This window comes from Shewanella litoralis (assembly GCF_009828585.1).
In the GTDB taxonomy this organism is placed as follows: Bacteria; Pseudomonadota; Gammaproteobacteria; order Enterobacterales; family Shewanellaceae; genus Shewanella; species Shewanella litoralis.
The window spans coordinates 30,947-51,281 of the sequence record NZ_WSRZ01000001.1 but is presented as its reverse complement, the minus strand read 5'-3'; the positions used below and the strand labels follow the sequence as shown (position 1 = coordinate 51,281).

At 44.2% G+C, this 20,335-nt stretch carries 15 protein-coding genes; 7 read left to right on the top strand and 8 right to left on the bottom strand.

All coding sequences use genetic code 11. The annotated features are described in order from the left end of the window. From GQA99_RS00240 to hemC, 5 genes are all read right to left on the bottom strand, one after another. A partial coding sequence (locus tag GQA99_RS00240) for a retention module-containing protein (RefSeq protein WP_160051849.1) occupies positions 1-6,251 on the bottom strand: 6,251 nt, incomplete at its 3' end. Between the two features lie 346 nt (positions 6,252-6,597). Further along, on the bottom strand, positions 6,598-7,767 hold the full coding sequence (locus GQA99_RS00235) for a heme biosynthesis HemY N-terminal domain-containing protein (protein WP_160051848.1): 1,170 nt from the start codon (positions 7,765-7,767) through the stop codon (positions 6,598-6,600). Beyond that, positions 7,764-9,005, bottom strand: coding sequence for a uroporphyrinogen-III C-methyltransferase (locus GQA99_RS00230; protein ID WP_160051847.1), 1,242 nt, complete (start codon positions 9,003-9,005; stop codon positions 7,764-7,766). Before GQA99_RS00230 ends, GQA99_RS00235 begins: the two co-directional genes overlap by 4 nt. Positions 9,006-9,079: 74 nt before the next feature. Then, positions 9,080-9,808 (bottom strand): uroporphyrinogen-III synthase, encoded by a 729-nt coding sequence (locus GQA99_RS00225; protein ID WP_160051846.1) that lies wholly within the window; start codon positions 9,806-9,808, stop codon positions 9,080-9,082. Positions 9,809-9,833: 25 nt separating this feature from the next. Then, complete coding sequence (gene hemC, locus GQA99_RS00220; protein ID WP_160051845.1) at positions 9,834-10,763, bottom strand: hydroxymethylbilane synthase; 930 nt, start codon at positions 10,761-10,763, stop codon at positions 9,834-9,836. Positions 10,764-11,217: 454 nt separating this feature from the next. Between hemC and GQA99_RS00215 the strand changes: the two genes are divergently transcribed. Next, on the top strand, positions 11,218-13,680 hold the full coding sequence (locus tag GQA99_RS00215) for a class I adenylate cyclase (RefSeq protein ID WP_229785953.1): 2,463 nt from the start codon (positions 11,218-11,220) through the stop codon (positions 13,678-13,680). A gap of 81 nt (positions 13,681-13,761) precedes the next feature. On the opposite strand, the gene cyaY is transcribed toward GQA99_RS00215, so the two are convergent. Then, entirely contained in the window at positions 13,762-14,097 is a 336-nt protein-coding gene (gene cyaY, locus GQA99_RS00210; RefSeq protein WP_160051844.1) for an iron donor protein CyaY, read from the bottom strand. A 79-nt stretch (positions 14,098-14,176) separates the two neighbouring features. On the opposite strand from cyaY, the gene lptM reads away from it, so the two are divergent. From lptM to GQA99_RS00180, 6 genes are all read left to right on the top strand, one after another. After that, on the top strand, positions 14,177-14,359 hold the full coding sequence (gene lptM, locus GQA99_RS00205) for an LPS translocon maturation chaperone LptM (protein ID WP_170293487.1): 183 nt from the start codon (positions 14,177-14,179) through the stop codon (positions 14,357-14,359). 20 nt (positions 14,360-14,379) lie between these two features. Further along, the gene (lysA, locus tag GQA99_RS00200) at positions 14,380-15,624 is read left to right on the top strand and encodes a diaminopimelate decarboxylase (protein ID WP_160051842.1); all 1,245 of its coding nucleotides are present in this window, start codon (positions 14,380-14,382) and stop codon (positions 15,622-15,624) included. Between the two features lie 41 nt (positions 15,625-15,665). Beyond that, positions 15,666-16,493, top strand: a complete 828-nt coding sequence (dapF, locus tag GQA99_RS00195) for a diaminopimelate epimerase (protein WP_160051841.1) — start codon at positions 15,666-15,668, stop codon at positions 16,491-16,493. A gap of 107 nt (positions 16,494-16,600) precedes the next feature. Beyond that, a complete protein-coding gene (locus GQA99_RS00190) occupies positions 16,601-17,230 on the top strand; it encodes a DUF484 family protein (protein ID WP_160052181.1) in 630 nt (209 codons plus the stop codon). 15 nt (positions 17,231-17,245) lie between these two features. Beyond that, positions 17,246-18,145, top strand: a complete 900-nt coding sequence (gene xerC, locus GQA99_RS00185) for a tyrosine recombinase XerC (protein WP_160051839.1) — start codon at positions 17,246-17,248, stop codon at positions 18,143-18,145. 26 nt (positions 18,146-18,171) lie between these two features. Further along, positions 18,172-18,885, top strand: coding sequence for an HAD-IA family hydrolase (locus tag GQA99_RS00180; protein WP_373291450.1), 714 nt, complete (start codon positions 18,172-18,174; stop codon positions 18,883-18,885). Between the two features lie 84 nt (positions 18,886-18,969). Here GQA99_RS00180 and GQA99_RS00175 read toward each other — a convergent pair whose 3' ends face one another. Together GQA99_RS00175 and GQA99_RS00170 are read right to left on the bottom strand one after the other, a co-directional pair. Then, a complete protein-coding gene (locus GQA99_RS00175; protein WP_160051835.1) occupies positions 18,970-19,503 on the bottom strand; it encodes an AlbA family DNA-binding domain-containing protein in 534 nt (177 codons plus the stop codon). A 208-nt stretch (positions 19,504-19,711) separates the two neighbouring features. Beyond that, entirely contained in the window at positions 19,712-20,224 is a 513-nt protein-coding gene (locus GQA99_RS00170; RefSeq protein ID WP_373291449.1) for a hemerythrin domain-containing protein, read from the bottom strand. Positions 20,225-20,335 lie beyond the last annotated feature (111 nt).

Sequence of the window (20,335 nt, the reverse complement as noted above, 5' to 3'; positions counted from 1 at the left end):
GGCGTGAAGCTGTAAGTGCCGTTGGCATTTAAGGTAAAGCTGCCCACGCCCGTAAGGGTGACGGCTTGACCTAGGGTCAATGGACCGGTAACGCCCTCAATACTGAAGCTTTGAACCGTTACAGGGCCGTCCACAGAGCTGGTGCCCGTTAATACGGTGCCTGTGGTCGTGCCGCTGTCTTCATTGACGCTAATGTTTTCATTAGCATCCGTGAAGTTATCGTTCACTGGCGTGACTTTGATAGTCAAGGTCGCCGTTGCACCTGTGTTGGTGGTGTAAGTGATCACCGGCACATCGCCGTTCCAGTTAGCATTTGGAGTGAAGGTGTAATTACCGTTCGCGCTAAGCACTAATTGACCATTAGCTAAGACAACTGTTGAGCCTGCAGAGTGCACAGTTGATGAGCCATCTATGACGAATGATACTACGGATAATACGGAGTCTACATCGGTATCATTAGCTAGTACATTACCTGTCGCGACAGTATCTTCTGCAATTGTATTGACATCATCTAAAGCATTTGTTGGATCATCAACATTAGTCAATTTTACATTTGCAATGGCTGTGTCAGTACTGCCTGATGGATCGGTAACTAGAATGCTGAGCTCATAATCACCAAGGTCGGCATCATCAATATCTTGATTGATCGTAATTTCACCAGTAAGCGCATTGATCGTGAAAATCCCGAAAACTTGACTACCATTTTCAAAGCTGTAGGTAAGCTGATCGTTATCAAGATCATCAGCAACTACTGAACCTACAACGGTACCCGCTGGACTTCCTTCAACAATATTATTAAAGGTGTACACATCATCGTTTGGTGTACCACCGACAATATCTGCTCCACTTCTGAACTCTGGTCCATCGTTGGCGCCGACAATGGTAATCACCACATCGTGCGAGGCGGTGCCATCGGCTGATGTGACCGTGATAGTGCGCGTTAAGGTTTCACCTTCTTTGAGTGACTGCACATCAATGTGGCTGTTGTTTAAGGTGTAGCTCCAGTTACCGTTTGCATCAATCGAGAAGGTGCCGTAGTTGCCATCGGTGACATTGGTTTGCACCTGGAATACAGCTTCGCCGTTATCCACGTCAGTGACATCTAACTTACCGGTGACGGTTTCAACCGTGGCCGCGTCAGTGTCTGAGCTGCCGTCTTCGGTGACTGTGCCTTTATCTGAATCTGGGTTACCTGGAGTCACGCTGATGTCAGCAGGATCGTTCGCGCCGACAATGGTAATGACCACATCGTGCGAGGCGGTGCCATCGGCTGATGTAACCGTGATAGTGCGCGTTAAGGTTTCACCTTCTTTGAGTGACTGCACATCAATGTGGCTGTTGTTGAGCGTGTAGCTCCAGTTGCCGTTTGCATCAATCGAGAAGCTGCCGTAGTTGCCATCGGTGACATTGGTTTGCACCTGGAACACGGCTTCGCCGTTATCCACGTCAGTGACATCTAACTTACCGGTGACGGTTTCAACCGTGGCCGCGTCAGTGTCTGAGCTGCCGTCTTCGGTGACGGTGCCTTTATCAGAATCTGGGTTACCTGGAGTCACGCTGATGTCAGCAGGATCGTTCGCGCCGACAATGGTAATGACCACATCGTGCGAGGCGGTGCCATCGGCTGATGTGACCGTGATAGTGCGCGTTAAGGTTTCACCTTCTTTGAGTGACTGCACATCAATGTGGTCATTGTTTAAGGTGTAGCTCCAGTTGCCGTTTGCATCAATCGAGAAGGTGCCGTAGTTGCCATCGGTGACATTGGTTTGCACCTGGAATACAGCTTCGCCGTTATCCACGTCAGTGACATCTAACTTACCTGTTACCGTTTCCACGGTGGCCGCGTCAGTGTCAGAGCTGCCGTCTTCGGTGACGGTGCCTTTATCTGAATCTGGGTTACCTGGAGTCACGCTGATGTCAGCAGGATCGTTCGCGCCGACAATGGTAATGACCACATCGTGCGAGGCGGTGCCATCGGCTGATGTAACCGTGATAGTGCGCGTTAAGGTTTCACCTTCTTTGAGTGACTGCACATCAATGTGGCTGTTGTTGAGCGTGTAGCTCCAGTTGCCGTTTGCATCAATCGAGAAGCTGCCGTAGTTGCCATCGGTGACATTGGTTTGCACCTGGAATACAGCTTCGCCGTTATCCACGTCAGTGACATCTAACTTACCTGTTACCGTTTCCACGGTGGCCGCGTCAGTGTCAGAGCTGCCGTCTTCGGTGACGGTGCCTTTATCTGAATCTGGGTTACCTGGGGTCACGCTGATGTCAGCAGGATCGTTCGTGCCGACAATGGTAATGACCACATCGTGCGAGGCGGTGCCATCGGCTGATGTAACCGTGATAGTGCGCGTTAAGGTTTCACCTTCTTTGAGTGACTGCACATCAATGTGGCTGTTGTTTAAGGTGTAGCTCCAGTTGCCGTTTGCATCAATCGAGAAGCTGCCGTAGTTGCCATCGGTGACATTGGTTTGCACCTGGAATACAGCTTCGCCGTTATCCACGTCAGTGACATCTAACTTACCGGTGACGGTTTCAACCGTGGCCGCGTCAGTGTCAGAGCTGCCGTCTTCGGTGACTGTGCCTTTATCTGAATCTGGGTTACCTGGGGTCACGCTGATGTCAGCAGGATCGTTCGCGCCGACAATGGTAATGACCACATCGTGCGAGGCGGTGCCATCGGCTGATGTAACCGTGATAGTGCGCGTTAAGGTTTCACCTTCTTTAAGTGACTGCACATCAATGTGGCTGTTGTTGAGCGTGTAGCTCCAGTTGCCGTTTGCATCAATCGAGAAGCTGCCGTAGTTGCCATCGGTGACATTGGTTTGCACCTGGAATACAGCTTCGCCGTTATCCACGTCAGTGACATCTAACTTACCTGTTACCGTTTCCACGGTGGCCGCGTCAGTGTCAGAGCTGCCGTCTTCGGTGACGGTGCCTTTATCTGAATCTGGGTTACCTGGAGTCACGCTGATGTCAGCAGGATCGTTCGCGCCGACAATGGTAATGACCACATCGTGCGAGGCGGTGCCATCGGCTGATGTAACCGTGATAGTGCGCGTTAAGGTTTCACCTTCTTTGAGTGACTGCACATCAATGTGGCTGTTGTTGAGCGTGTAGCTCCAGTTGCCGTTTGCATCAATCGAGAAGCTGCCGTAGTTGCCATCGGTGACATTGGTTTGCACCTGGAACACGGCTTCGCCAGCATCAGGGTCGTTGACTTGTAATGAGCCTGAAACGACTTCAACAGTTGAAGGATCTGTATCCGTAGCGCCATCTTCTGTGACGATACCTGCATCATTGATGGGAGAAATAGTCGCAGGATCTTGCTCTGGTGTTACTGTGATTGTTAATGTCGCTGTCGCACCGGTATTGGTAGTGTAAGTAATAACAGGTACTTGACCGTTCCAATTTGCATTAGGCGTAAAAGAGTAAGAACCATCAGTATTTAGGATCAGCAAACCTTGAGACAATGTTACGCTGGTGCCCGCTTGATAGGTGTTGTTGTCGCCATCAATGACAAAGCTTTGAACTGTCAATGTTGAATCAACGTCAGAATCATTTGTTAGCACATTGCCAGTAGCAACAGTATCTTCCTGGATAGTTATTGTGTCGTTGACCGCATTAGTTGGATCACTTTGAGGTGTCACTGTAATGGTAAGGGTGGCGCTTGCCCCTGTGTTGGTGGTGTAAGTTATCGTAGGAAGTACACCATTCCAATCTGTCGCAGGAGTAAAACTGTAACTACCATCTGTATTTATGACTAAAATGCCATTTTCAACAACTACAGACTCACCAGCATTATAAATCGTTGCGTCATTGCCAACTGTAAAGCTAACCACACTTAAATCAGAATCAGGATCGCTATCGTTAAGTAAAACATTACCAGTAGCAACAACATCTTCTTCAACAGTATTAGTATCATTTAACGCAACTGTTGGATCATCAACCGGAGTAACACCAATCGTTAACGTTGCAGTTTCACCGGTGTTAGTCGTGTATGTCACAACAGGCAGTTCACCATTCCAGTTTGGTGCAGGGGTAAAGCTATAACTGCCATCGGCATTAATAACTAAAGTACCTTGAGTTAACGTGACTTGTTCATTAGCAGTATAAGTTTGCCCATCGATTTCGAATTTAGTGACTGCTAATGTTGAATCTGGATCTTGATCATTGTCTAAAACATTACCTGTCGCAACAGTATCTTCCTGGATAGTATTAGTATCGTTTGCTAATACTGACGGGTCATCAACTGGTGTCACTTCAATGGTTAATGTCGCCGTTTCACCAGTATTGGTGGTGTAAGTGATCACTGGAACTTGGCCGTTCCAGTTTTCGTTCGGTGTAAAAGTGTACGAGCCGTCTTCATTGATGACGAGAATACCGCCATCTAGGGTGACTTCAGTACCGGCATCGTAGTTTTCGCCGTTCACTTCAAAGCTGACAACGCTGAGATCTGAATCTGGATCGCTATCATTATCTAACACGTTACCGGTAGCAACGGTGCCTTCAGTGATGCTATTGCTGTCATTCACAGTGACCGTCGGATCGTCAACTGGTGTCACTTCAATGGTTAATGTCGCCGTTTCACCAGTATTAGTGGTGTAAGTAATCACTGGAACTTGGCCGTTCCAGTTTTCGTTCGGTGTAAAAGTGTACGAGCCGTCTTCATTGATGACGAGAATACCGCCATCTAGGGTGACTTCAGTACCGGCATCGTAGTTTTCGCCGTTCACTTCAAAGCTGACAACGCTGAGATCTGAATCTGGATCGCTATCATTATCTAATACGTTACCGGTAGCAACGGTACCTTCAGTGATGCTATTGCTGTCATTCACAGTGACCGTCGGATCATCAACTGGTGTCACTTCAATCGTTAACGTGGCAGTAACACCGGTATTAGTGGTGTAAGTGATGACAGGAACGCTGCCGTTCCAGTTTTCATTTGGTGTGAAGGTATATGAACCGTCTGCGTTAAGCACTAGCACACCATTTTCTAGAGTGACTTTAGTGCCAGCATCATAGCTTTGGCCGTTAACTTCAAAGCTGACCACACTTAAATCTGAATCAACATCGCTGTCGTTAGCTAACACGTTACCGGTGGCAACGGTATCTTCAACAATGGTATTGCTGTCATTAACTAATACTGACGCATCATCAAGCGGCGTGACTTCAATGGTTAATGTCGCAGTAATACCAGTGTTGGTGGTGTAAGTGATCACAGGAACAGTGCCGTTCCAGTTTTCATTTGGCGTGAAGGTATAAGAACCATCAGCATTTAACACGAGTACACCATTTTCGAGGGTGACTTCAGTGCCTGCTGGATAGGTTTCGCCGTTAACTTCGAAGCTCACTACGCTTAAATCTGAATCGACATCGCTGTCGTTATCTAACACGTTACCGGTGGCAACGGTATCTTCAACAATAGTATTGCTGTCATTCACTAATATCGACGCATCATCAACTGGCGTGACTTCAATGGTTAATGTCGCGGTAATACCTGTGTTGGTCGTGTAGCTGATCACAGGAACAGTGCCGTTCCAGTTTTCATTTGGCGTGAAAGTATAAGAACCATCAGCATTTAACACGAGTACACCATTTTCGAGGGTGACTTCCGTGCCTGCTGGGTATGTTTCACCGTTAATTTCGAAGCTCACCACACTCAATGCTGAATCAGCATCAGTGTCATTACTTAATACATTACCTGAAGCAATTTGGTCTTCGCCAACCGTTATTGCATCGTTGACTAAAATTGATGGGGAATCGTTTTCACCTACGCCTTCTTCTTGAATAACAGCTGTTGGGGCAGCCGCTTGTCCAGTCGTATCGTAACCATTGTCAGCCAATGTTTCGCTTCCATCACGTGATACAGCAACATAGCCTGAGTCACCTTCGTTGGCAGTTGGGGCGCCAGCAGCGGTTTCAGGTAGTTCTTCTGTTGGGTCTTCACCTGCGGCGATAAGATCTTGAAGGGCCTCAATTTCATCTAAGGCTGCCTGATCAACAACCTGAGCCTCAGCGTTGAGGACATTGGTAATCGCTTCATCTGTAGGGAGGTCAGCACTATTAAAAATGGTGCCATCATCAAAGGTAATGACGAAATTAATGCTCTCGTCACTCGTTACGGCAGCTCCAGCTGGCACAGTTTGGCCTAACTGAAGCTCAGTCGTTTGGTTATTGATGGTCATGACTACTTTGCCTTCAGAGGCAGAAAGTATCCCGTTTTGTGATGTTTTAATCGATTCCATTATAAGCTCCCAACAGCTTTGATATATCAGGTAATTAATACGTAAGTATGCGTGATCTTGGTCAAAGTATTATGAATTTTAAATTAAAAATAATTTAACCGTAATCTAACAATTCTACCATGAATTAGGTATGTGGTCAATTTTTTGACGTCACTGTATGATTACATAACTAGTTGATAATTAGTTTGTTAAACAGATATTTGTAATGATTAATATTGTAGAGTTTATCTGGGGTTAATACTTTTACACGGTAAACGTTTTATCGGCACACATGAAAGTTTCTGAATAAAAAACCCGCAACGTAGCGGGTTTGATAACTATCTCGAAGTAAATTCATACTAAAGAATTACATAGAGATTGCTGCTTTACGGTAGCTTTGTGCTGCCGGAGTGTTTTCGCCTAATTGCTCTTGAATTTGCGCGAGTGCTAACCAGGCTGGATGTGACGGTGCAATTCTGCATACGTTTTGCCAATGGATTTTGGCTTGTTTAGCATCACGTTGTTGCATGGCCAGTTTTGCTAAGCACGTTTGATAGTCAGCATCATTCTCATGTGTGCTTTCAAGGCGCTCGAGCAACTTACGTATTTCGGCATCATCTGCGCTGACTAAATCTGGCAAGGCGGTAAATAAAAGTGAGGTGGGCTGAGCTTTAAGTTGTTTGCTCAGTAGTTTTAAGGCTTTATCTTGGTGTTTTAATAGATTTAAACCATTAGCATAAGCCACTATCAATTCATCTTGTTTACGCTCTGTTTTACTTAACCAGTGCCAGCATTTTTCCAATTCTGCCTCAGACTCTTGAGCTGCATTGGTTAATAAAATCGCATTGGTCTGTGTTGCTAATCCCAGCTGTTCGCTGTCGCTTAATATTTTACGTTTAGCCACAATAGGGAGCAGTAATTTAAGTGCTTTCCAGTCTTGTTGTTGCTGGTACAAATCTACTGCTAGCTTTAAAACTGGGGTACTACTTTTACTGGTTGGGCTAAGTTTATCAACGATTACTCTGGCTTTAACTAACTCACCTTGTTTAATAAAGTAGCGTGCACGTGAGGTCTCTACTGCTGTTTTAGCAATAGGGTTTTTCTCTGCTTGAGTTAAGTAGTGGTCGCGCGCTGTGGTTTTACCTTGGTAATGCGCCGCTCGAGCGGCTGCAAATAAGTTTAACAGCGGTATTTCACCTTGCTGTGCACCTTTAGCCATTGCTGTTTCTGCTGCTGGCCAATCTTCTTCTGCAATAGCTAAAGCACCTATAAGAGTGTGCTTTTTAGCCGCTTTTTGTCGCCATTTAGCAGGCAGATAACGGCTGCTTACAATAACATTGAGTAGCAACACTAAAAGCCATTCAATTAATTGCAATGCAAAATAGAATACGATTAAGCCAACAACAGCGGCAACTAAACTGGTTTCAATTTGATATTCGCCAATCGCAATATACACATAACCGCTTTGGCCAATAATGAGTGGGCTTACACATAATCCAATTAAAATAAGCAACACATACACTAAGGATTTAATCATTGTGCAAGTTCCTCCGCTGGCATGATTTCACCATAGGTAACTAGCTGTTGAAGTAGCGGTGATGCTTGGAATTTGTTCAGGGTGATTTTTTCAACCTTTACTCTTGCAAGCTTATCTAACGCTTCAACTGTTTCTTTGGTTTTTGTATCTGTTAAATCAAAATATTGCTGTAACCATTTGTCTGCTAATGCAATAGATTGCTGATAATTAACCTGGTCAAATCGATACAAAGACAGTTGGGCTTGAAGTAATTTATTACGGATGTTTTCAACTAAATACCACTGTTGTTCAGGTGATAAAAGTGGCTCTAAATCTGTGGTCCGTTTACGGATAGTAACAAAGCCGTCCGTTAAGTCATGCCAAGTTCGTGCAAGGTTTTGTTGCCAATCGTCTATTGAATCTGTCATTGGCTGGGTGTCTGAATTTTCTTGGAAGTTTTCATCAACTCGGTTTAACGGCAGTAACGTTAAGCCATTGATTACAGTGTCTAAGTCGAAAATAGTATTGGTAATGTCGGTGGTTTTTAATGATTTTACTTTGTTAATGTCATCGGCAAGGGCTTTACGTAAGACCGTCAACGCTGGGTCTTTCATGGCACTAATGCGTTCATCTGCAGACTGTAATAGACCCATTGCAGTTTGCGGGTCGTTTTCTAACCATAATTTTCTGCCCGCCATGCGCACTAGGTATTCAGCTTCTGAGGCCATCCAATGGTTGGGACTGCGCTGAGCGATAACATTAACACGCTCTTGTAATAATTTATTTGATTGCTGAAGTTCAGCAAGCTTAGCATAGGCTTTAGTGTCATTGAGTTGTTGCTGCTCTAATGTCGAGAACCGCTTATTACTTGTCATCTCAACTTGCTGTACTTCATACTTCAATGATTGATTTTGCTTAGCTTGTTCAGTAATTGTTTGTTCTAACTGAACTTGATCACTGTCTTGTTTATCGAGTTGCAGATAAATCCAATAACAAGCCGCGATAGCTGCAATGGCAATAACTAAACTCAATAATACACCAAGCCTTATCCACCACGAGCTGGCTTTGGCTTTACGACGTTGATTGTTCATTTGGGTATCGTTATTCTGAGCGCTTTTGGTTTTTTTGTCAGTTGCCGATGAATTAGGAGTATTGCCTTTTTTGGCCACTGCCGGCTTTTCAACAGGGCTAGGCGCTGGAGAAATGACTTTTTCGTCCTGGGTTGCTGGCGAGTTTGGATCTTTTTTATTGTTTTCCATGAACAGTCCTTGAAAGCAAAATACAACCAATAAAAGCAATATTAATTAATGCATGTCGATGCTACATAACAATATCATAACAAATTTAAGCTCAAGCTCGTAAGTGTTGCTTGAGTATTTGCTCCATTTGCATTGGTAATATGGCTTAATCCCATTGCTTTTGCTTGTATTTCGACGCGATTACTGGGGACTATGATATGACATGCGCGTAACCATGCAAATGATTCTTTTGGTACAAGGTCGACTAAGTTGGATAATATTTCACCGCTAGTGACCACAATGGTATCAATACCGAAAGATTGCCATTGCTGGCAAATGTCATGTCCATCAAGATTTGGGGTCGTACGTTGATACACTTGCCAGTAGGCAACATGAGCACCGCGAGCGCTTAATTGTTCGGCTAATGTTTCTCTGCCACCGACGCCACGTACAATCAGGAAGGTTTGATTTGTGACATCTTGCAGTTGCGGTAAAGACAATAACCCTTCGCTGTCTTGACTCGTGTCGGGTGAGGTATAAGCATGAATGTTAAATTGCGCGAGGCTGTCTGCTGTCGCTTGGCCAACAGCAAAATATCGACAATGTTGTGGAAACTGTTTTTGCAGTTTTTGTGCGGCAAAATCGACTGCATTGGTGCTAATAAACAATAAGTTATCGGTATGTTTTAAGCTTGAGGAGTCGAGTTGCTCAGTGGTTTCGACGACCGCTAAGAGGGGAGTAACAAAGTAAGCAACACCGCTAAGCGAGAGTTGCTCCTCCATTGCTTGATTGCGCCCGAGCGGGCGCGTTAGCAAGACTTTCATCGTCTGTTATCTTGATGTGCAAAAATTAGCTGGCATAAACCGCATCTAAAATGGTTTTAGCGCCGCGACTTAATAAGTCATCTGCCAAAGCCTGGCCTAAACTGACTGCATCAGTTTTAACACCCGACACTGTGCCCGTAATAATTTGGCTGCCATCAGGGTTACCCACTAAACCGCGTAGGGTTAACTTGTCACCTTCAATTTCAGCAAAAGCACCAATAGGTACCTGACATCCGCCTTCTAAGCGGGTATTCATCGCACGCTCGGCAAGTACCCGGTAGCGTGTTTCTAAGTGTTCTAGTGGGGCTAATAGCGCTTTAACGCGCTCATCATCTGTACGACATTCAATACCGACTGCACCCTGACCATTTGCTGGTAATGATTCTTCAGCAGAAATAAAGCTCGCTATACGGTCGTTGAGTTTTAAACGAATAAGCCCTGCAGCAGCAAGAATAATGGCATCATAATCACCGCTGTCGAGCTTGGCTAAACGCGTACCCACATTGCCACGTAAGTCTTTAATGACTAAATCTGGGCGTGCAGCACGAATTTGACATTGACGACGCAAGCTTGATGTTCCGACTACAGCACCTTGGGGTAATTCGCTGATCGCTTTGTAGCTATTTGACACAAATGCATCGCGAGGGTCTTCGCGTTCACAAATCACTTGCAGACCCAAACCGTCTGGGAAGTCTACCGGCACATCTTTCATCGAATGCACCGCAATATCGGCACGGTTTTCTAGCATCGCGACTTCAAGTTCTTTGACAAATAAGCCTTTGCCACCCACTTTAGCCAATGGCGTATCTAAAATAACATCGCCTTTTGTACTCATTGGTAGTAGCTCAACCCGTAAGCCAGGGTGAATGCGTTCTAGCTCAGCTTGCACAAATTCAGCTTGCCACATAGCCAGTGGACTTTTACGTGTTGCAATACGAATTACATTTTCAGACATAGTAGTAGATCCAAGTCAGATAGCCTTAGTTAAGCTAATGCTATCATTGCCCACGCTTTGATGTAACAAATCGATGCTAATTGTTTGAAGTCTGTAGCGCTTATTGGCCTTGTTTACATGCATTTAGCACAAGACAAACTGACACTTAACGCTACAATGATCACACTTTTTGTAAAATTGTGATATTCAATCTGCTGTGGTTAGTGATAAATTCTAATTATTAAAATCAGAATTGTTACTTTGCAGCGTAGTGGAAACACGGTGAAACTCCCAAAGGGCAAGTTTTACACGCTTTTATGCTGCGGCTTTTGTTAATTTAGCTGATGTTGAAAAGGGAATAACCATTGCCCGCAATCAATGCCTTGCCTAAACGTGTGTCAATTCTTGCTGAAATCGTGCATCTTCGGGTTGATTGGGCAGACATCTAGCGTATAAAGATATAAGGAAGTAAGCTTTGGCTATCGTCACAGCATGTCATCAACAGGACTTAGCACAGCAATTGAATGCGATTCGAGTAGCTCGAATGCTCAATGTGTTGTCTCCAATACAGCAAACATTGTTCCAGCTTATTCCGTTAATGTTACAAGTTAATCACCCTGATTTACCCGGCAGCCTTAATGCTAAAACGCCCTGCGGTATTGATTTTTTTTCTTTTTCTAAACAGATGATTGATGCCTGTAATACGATGTCTTTAGCAGTTCCTCAAGACTTTAAATTACAGTCACACGCTTTTGAAGGTGTTTACGCCATGGGCAGTTCGGCCAGTTTTGGCCAAAACCCTAAGAGCGATGTTGATGTGTGGCTTGTGTATAAAAGCCACCTCACTATTGCCGACCTGACTCTACTTAATGACAAAAATAAATTGCTGACAGACTGGTTTGCTGGTTTTGACTTTGAGGTCAATTTTTACCTTGTTCATCCGATGCAATTTCGTGACACTAGTGCATTTGAAAGCAGCCAATCATTAGGGGTAGAGCACAGTGGCACCAGTCAGCATTGGTTATTACTTGAAGAGTTTTATCGTTCACATATTTGTTTAGCAGGTAAAACCGTTGCATGGTGGCCAAGTGCGACTCAACAGCTGACTGAGCAATATCCGCACTTGCTATATTTAGGCGACATTAACTCACTCCCAGCGGCAGAGTATTTTGGTGCATCGTTGTGGCAGTTGTACAAAGGCTTAAATAAACCACATAAAGCATTATTAAAGGTTTTGTTATTAGAAACCTACGCGTCAGAATACCCTAACACCACTCTCATTACTCAACAGCTTTGGCGATTGTGCGAGCAGCAAAACTTTAGCTCAGATAACGATGCCTACTTATTGCTTTATAATCGCATTGAACGTTATCTACAGACCCAGGAGGATGATAATCGTTTAGAGATTGTGAGACGTTGTTTTTATCTCAAATCTGGAGTGATGCTGTCACAGCCGTCATCCGCGAACAAACATGATTGGCGTAGTAATAAAATGCGCCATTTAGTGGAACAATGGGGCTGGAGCCCTGATCTTATTGCTACCTTAGATAGCAGTCCGTATTGGCATTCAGGACAATTAAAATGGTTTAACCAGCAATTAAACGAATTATTATTAACCAGTTATAAAAACCTGTTGCAGTTTGCCTCTAAGCAAGCATTAAGCGACCGTATGCGGGTTGAAGAGCTTGGCTTACTGGCACGAAAATTACACTCATCTTTTAGCGATGATGACCATATTTTGCAGCCGCTTAATCGGTTATGGAGTTTATCGACCGCAGAGAAGGTGTTGGTGGTGCGTTATTGCGAGGCTGCATCGCGTTTTTACTTATATCGTCAAGTTCAAACCCAAAGTGCAGAATTGTTAATTGATGCTAAAGCGTCTTTTATGGGCGCTAATGCTAATCAGGTGATCCATGCGGCTGACAATATTTGCAGCCTAGTGGCTTGGTCTGCAATGAATGGGCTTGCAACAGCAGAAACCCAATGGGCTCAGGTCGGCAGAGGTCCTCGCAGAGCAGAGAAGTTAGCTTTGTTGAGTCGTAAACTGCTTCCTTTGTTGCATAATGTTCCAGTGGTATCTAAACGACATTTATGCGAGCCGTGGTTTTATCAAAAAATTATATTTGTGGTGAATGTTGATGATGACCCAACCGTGAAATGGCAGGGGCAAGAATTGATGTTCGACTACATCGATTTGAATGTGTTGTCATTTGGGCGCGATAAAACCAACATGATATCGTCTGTTGCTGTGGTGTGTTTAAACAGCTGGGGTGAATGGCAAAGTCACCGTTTTAATGGTGAAACGGCTTTATTAGAAGCGATCTCTTTTGTGGTTTTAGGCCTAAAGCGCTCCGATGATAAAGTTGATTTGTCTGTGGTGAGTTGCTCTGCAAAGTTAAAACAGCCGATTTTTAACCAACTTAAAGTGTTATTGTTGCGTTGTTATGGATTAATGAAAAAGGTAAGTCAAACCAGTACGTTAATGCATCAAATTACCATAGGTGAACACAGATACGGAATGTACTTTAATTCGTTGGGGATGATGTATCGTAAAATTGATACCGCAGTCAAAAAAGATCTGGTTGAAAACTTAGTCTTGGCAAGGCCTGAGCTCATTGATGATCCTTACGCCAGTGTCCCCTCGGTTATTCAGCAATTTGTTGCCACAGGCGCCAAGCAATATTTTTTGCGTGAACGTAATGACATACTCGATGTGTTTGTTGTTGATGAAAACAACCAGCTCACTCAACTGCAATATCAACATACCAGTATGAAAGAGTTTGTCGGTAAGGAAAGTCACTTATATGTATTTAACGAGAAAAAACAGCGCTTACCGGTTTTTAATATGCCGCAGTTTTTTAAGCTAACTCGTGTAGATGGTGAGCTTAAGGTATTGCCATTTGGATTGTCTGATGACGAAATGGGTTCAGCATTTTAGGTTTACGTGGCGCAATAGCCGCAAGTGATGATGAAAATTATGGGCTTAGTATTACTAAATACTAAGCCCATAATGTTGCTTTTAAGGCTGAATATCTAACTCAATCCCACTCTGCTTTTTGATAGAATCAATCACAAAAGGCATAAACTCTAAGCTGTTACGGGTGTCTAGCCATTTGCCATCAGTGTAATTGAAATGGAAACCACCAAACTTTGTCGCAATCCAAATTTCATGAAGCGGTTCTTGTTTGTTAATGACAATCTGTGAGCCATCTTCAAAAGCCAATTGCAATACGTTACCGCTCGCATCAATATCGACATCGGCATCTTGGTCGTCAATTGCTCGTTCAACCGCGTTGTCAATCTCGCCAAACATTTCATCTGCTAATCGATGAAACTCAGTATCTGTCATAGCCATGCATTTCTATCCTTTGCTTTCTGCGTTATGAATGCGATTATAAGACCATTATTCACTAGATGCACAGATGTTGAGAAAAATGAGACTGCTTTTATTTATTATGCTTGCTAGCCTATTCGTAACCGCATGTGGCCAAAAAGGGGTTTTATACAAAACACCAGAGCCTGTGGCCAACAAAGTTGCTTCGCAACCCGTAAGCACCAATGTGCCCAATAAAGCAGAAACGACTGAACCACAACCCTCAATTTCACAACAAGAATAGCTTTTATAAGGACCTGCATTTTGGATTACTTTTCATATCAAAATGATGCTTTATTCGCCGAAGAATGCGATGTAGCACAGCTAGCAAAGAAACATGGCACCCCGTTGTATATATACTCTCGTGCCACGTTAGAGCGCCATTGGCATGCATTTAATAATGCCGTAGCTGATCATCCTCATCTTATTTGTTACGCAGTCAAGGCTAATTCAAATTTAGCGGTACTCAATGTGCTCGCACGTTTAGGCAGTGGCTTTGATATTGTTTCTGGTGGTGAGTTGTCTCGCGTATTGCAGGCTGGCGGCGATCCTAAAAAAGTGGTGTTTTCTGGTGTGGGTAAAACAGTTGCCGAAATGGAACAAGCACTGCAACTGGGCATTTATTGTTTTAATGTTGAGTCTAGCGCTGAACTTGAACAGCTTAATGCCGTTGCTGGCCGCTTAGGTAAAGTCGCGCCGGTATCACTGCGCATCAACCCAGACGTTGATGCTGGCACGCATCCTTATATTTCAACGGGGCTTAAAGAAAACAAATTCGGTATCGCGATGGAAGAAGCTGAAACCGTGTTTGCCCGTGCTGCATCGCTAGCGCATTTGCAGGTAAAAGGGGTCGATTGTCATATTGGTTCACAGTTAACTGAGCTTAAGCCATTTTTAGACGCCATGGATCGTATGCTGGCGTTAATTGACCGTTTAGCGAGCCAAGGTATTGTGATTGAACACTTTGACGTTGGTGGCGGCTTAGGTGTGACCTATAACGGCGAAACACCTCCACATCCAGATGCTTATGCTGCAGCTTTGCTAGAGCGTTTAGATGGTCGTCCACTTAAATTAATTTTTGAGCCTGGACGTGCGATTGCTGCTAACGCGGGTATTTTTGTTACCCAAGTACTGTATTTGAAAGAAAACAGCGACAAACGTTTTGCGATAGTCGACGGCGCTATGAACGATCTTATCCGTCCATCGTTATACAGTGCCTGGCAAAATATTATTCCTGTACAACAAACAGATGCAGACAAGTTTGCTTATGATATTGTAGGCCCAGTATGTGAAACCGGTGACTTTTTAGGTAAAGACAGGCAGTTAGCGCTAAAAACGGGTGATTTACTCGCCGTTCGTTCAAGTGGTGCTTATGGTTTTGCGATGTCATCGAATTATAATTCACGCCCACGAGTGGCCGAAATTATGGTTGATGGTGCTAAAGATGTGGTGGTGCGTCAGCGTGAAACCTTAGAGCAACTTTGGCAGGGCGAACACCTGTTACCGTAAATCAAATAATCGTCGGTATAACGTTTTATAAGGAAACTTTCGTGATCCATTTCACCAAAATGCATGGGCTAGGTAACGACTTTATGGTCGTTGATGGCGTAACACAAAACGTGTTTTTTTCGCCTGAGCAAATTCGACGTCTTGCCGATCGAAATTTTGGGATTGGTTTTGATCAATTATTATTGGTTGAGCCACCTTATGATCCGGATCTCGATTTTCATTATCGTATTTTTAATGCCGACGGCAGTGAAGTTGAGCAGTGTGGCAACGGTGCCCGCTGCTTTGCTCGATTTGTACGAAATAAAGGCTTAACCCAAAAGAATAAAATTCGCGTGAGTACCAGCTCGGGCAAAATTACCCTACGTATTGAACGAGATGGTCATATCACCGTCAATATGGGCGTGCCGGTCACTGAGCCGAGCCAGATACCGTTTAAAGCCAAAAGAAGTGAAAAAACCTATTTGTTGCAAACGCCAATGCAAACGTATTTATGTGGCGCAATCTCCATGGGTAATCCTCATTGTGTCATTGAAGTAGAAGATGTCGATGCAGTCAATGTTGACGAAATTGGCCGCAGTTTGACTCGTCATGAACGTTTTCCAAAAGGCGTCAATGTGGGCTTTATGCAAATAGTCACGCCTAGCCATATTAAATTACGCGTATATGAGCGTGGTGCTGCAGAAACCTTAGCCTGTGGCACAGGCGCTTGCGCTGCGGCCGCTGTCGGTCAATTACAAGATAAACTCGATAAACAGGTTAGAGTAGACCTACCCGGTGGTAGTTTAGTGATAAATTGGGAAGGTGAGGGCAAGCCGTTATGGATGACTGGCCCCGCTGAACACGTATACGATGGACATATTCAACTATGAGTGATATTACCTCAGAAGCCGTAACCAAAGATGACATTAATGTTGACAGCGTAAGCAGTGCCAACGCGAAAGATATTAATGCTATCGGCCATGATTTAGGCGCAGAAATGCTTACTAATATACAACAGCTTCCTTTTGACGAAGTATTGATACGTGAGTATTTATTAGATAATCCTGACTTTTTTAACCGCTACCCTGAATTGTTAGTCGCAATGCGGTTACCCCATGCAGAGCGCGGCGCGGTGTCGTTGGTTGAGCGTCGTCAAGAATTACTGCGTCAACGCGTCAGTGAACTTGAAGAAGAAATTACCTCGCTGATGAAAATCGCCACACACAACGAGAGAATATTTAACTTTAATAATGAGTTATCTTTTAAGTTGCTGGCCAGCAACGACTTAGGCGATCTGCGCCAAGCCTTGTCTGAAGGATTAAAAGGTGAGTTTGGTTTTAGCCATGTCAGGTTGATTACCGTGCATGATATTGACAGTGAACTAGCCAATATTTGGCGTCATCGTCTGCAAAGTGGTTACTATTTTGGTCGCTTGACTCAGTCTGAATCATCACGTTTATTTGGCAGTGAAGTAGGCTCTGTGGCGCTCACTAAGTTGTCTGATAACAATGGTCAGGTGATTTTTGCCATTGCCAGTAAAGACCCGACTCATTTTCATCCAGACATGGACTCATTATTGTTTAGTCAGTTACGCCATCTGCTAGACCATATCTTACCGCAATTATAATTGAGGAGCCGCCCCATGAAGCAAACAGACTGGCAGGCGATATTTAGCCAATATTTGACTTCAGAGCGGCAGTTGTCGGCATATACAGTACGTAATTACTTATTTGAATTACGCCGTGTCGAGAGCCAATTAGCTGAAAACCAGTCGTTGATTAGCGTGTCACGTGAGCAGTTACAATCTGTTATCGCAGGCTTGCATCGTAAAGGCTTAAGTCCTCGCTCTTTGTCTTTATGTTTATCAGCTCTTAAACAGTTTTTCGACTTTTTACTCCATGAAGATGCGGTAAAAGTTAACCCTGCCCATACACTTAGTGCACCTAAGCAAAACAAACCGCTGCCTAAAAATATGGATGTCGATGCGGTGAACCATTTGCTGTCCATTGATGGTACAGATCCTTTGAGCCTGCGCGATAAAGCCATGATGGAACTGTTTTACTCAAGTGGTTTACGTTTAGCTGAACTTGCTAGCCTAGATTGTGCAGATATTCAGTTTGACCAAGCTGAAGTGAAAGTGATGGGTAAAGGCAGTAAACAACGCATTGTGCCGATAGGTAAAATGGCGCTATCGGCAATTAAACTCTGGCTCAGTTGTCGTGAGCAATTGCCGCATGCTGAGGCTGGAGACGCCCTGTTTATAAGCACTCAAGGCAAACGTTTGTCACATCGGAGTATTCAGGCGCGGATGAACAAATGGGGACAAGAGCAGGCTATGTCAGTAAAAGTTCATCCGCATAAGTTGCGCCATTCGTTTGCAACTCATATGCTTGAATCAAGCCAAGATTTACGTGCTGTGCAAGAATTACTCGGACACGCCAATTTGTCGACCACGCAAATTTATACCAGTTTAGACTTTCAACACCTTGCAAAAGTGTATGACGGCGCACATCCAAGAGCGAAAAAAGATAGGGGAAAATAATGACATATCAACAACCAGCCGCTTCTATTACCCAGTATCAACGCCTACAACCTTTTAAAGCCATTAGTTTCGATTTAGATGACACGCTTTATAACAATCTTCCTTATGTTGTCCAGGCAAGTGAGCAGTTATTTACACTGATCAATCGCAGTTATCCGGCCACGTCAGCGTGGAGCAGCAGCCAATGGCAACAGCTCAAACATCACTTATTTACCTTAAGACCTGAACTTGCACACGACACCAGTGCCGCCCGCTATGCCATGTTGCATCAGGGCTTATTGCACTTTGGTTATTCAGAATTAGACGCCAGCCAGGGCGCGCAGTTGGGCATGGATTGCTTTCATCATCACCGCAGTGACTTTACTATCGCGCCTGAAGTGTTGGCGGTGTTGCAAAAACTTGGGCAACACTTTCCATTAGTTGGGATCACCAATGGCAATGTAGACGCCAAACGCATTGGTTTAAGTGATGTGATGCAATTTGTACTGCACCCCGGTCACGGCGTTAAAATGAAACCACACAGCGATATGTTTACCTTGGCTTGTCGACAGCTGAATATTGAGCCTGCGCAGTTGCTGCATATTGGCGATCATCCATTATCAGATATTGCCGGGGCTAAAATGGCAGGATGTCAGAGTGTTTGGCTTAATCCTTGTATGCAACAGCGACATAAAAAAGCGCAAACTGTATTACCACATGTTGAAATAAACCGGTTAGATTTGCTGCTTGAGTTATTCTAACTTACAGCGTGAATGACTTTAGCCTGCTGCCTGAATCACCTTTATTTACAACAAGAGCAGGGCGTTAAGCGACGGGGAATAGATTCACTTGTCGAGGCTGGTTTTGTTGTTTGGCGGGCGCTGGCTTAAGGTGATTTCGGCTTTGTGGCTCATTTGTTTCACTTGCTCATGGCTGGCGTGCATATCGGCATCGCCTACGCGAAAATATGTGCCGCTGTATGGGTCTGTGCCAACATAAATGGGTCTGAGTTTTACATCGACGCTGGGCACGTGAATTCGGATGAGTTTTTTGGCCATGATTTCGATAATTTGCACATCTGTTGGCGCTAAAATGTTGTGACTGATCTTTTTCGGGTCATTTAGAATGGTCCAGATTTCACTCAGCATTGGCATAGGATTCACTATCCCTTCGATAGTAAATTGCCCTTGCTCTTCTTTCACTCCCAAAATGATTTCGCCACCTAACGTATTGGCAAAGGCACTGTAGCTTTCCCACATACCTTCGGGTAGTTTACCGTTGCCATCACGGCCGCCGGCTAATTTAAATTCTACCTGCGCAGACTCTTGTAAGTTGGCAATATCATCTAAGGCAAATGTTGGGTAATGATGTGGCGACATAATGACTCCCTTGTTGCGATATTACGTGTTATACCAATTCTATTAATTATATTACTTTAAGAAGTTTCGCTAAAAAAAGGAAGTAAATCCGCAAGGGATAGCACGGAATTACTTCGCAAAATATACCGTTGGGGATAGGTATAAAACTGATATTAAATGCACTGAACTATGTGTTTCCTCAGTGGTTGATGTGTGTCATGACACGAGACTATAAAGCCAGTACCTGTGGGAAAAGCAACGTATTTTCAACATCGATATGGTTTTGTAAATCGGCATCAAACTCTGCCAATGTGCGATAACAGGCTTGCCACGTATTACATGCACCGGCAGGTGGCGTGTAATTATTGGTTAGGCTTCTGATGGTATGTAATATCTGGTCGGCATTATCGTGCTCATGCAGCATCATATTAATGGGGTTGCTAATGTGACCAAAACAGCCATGAGCTGGCTCGCCTAGGCTGAGTGATTTTATTGCTGGAAATAGAATACGTTCTTCTTTCATTAAATGTGGCATGAGTTCGGCGATAAGTTCGTTAACAGACTTTGCCAGTGGCTTGATTTCGCTGTGATCATCCCCGTGTGCTCTAACCATTTTTTCAGTATATTCGGCTAAAAGTGGTGCTGTGTCGCGGATGTACTGATGGTGAGTCGCTTCAATATAATCAATTAAATCGACTAGCGATAACTGCTGTAATGCGGGTGACGCGTGTTCAGTTAACATGGGGTATCCAAAGATGCACATAAATTAGATGTATATTATGTGCATCTTTGTTATTGCTCAAATGAAATGGTCAAAGTTGTTAGCTAACTCACATAACTAGGTTATACCATT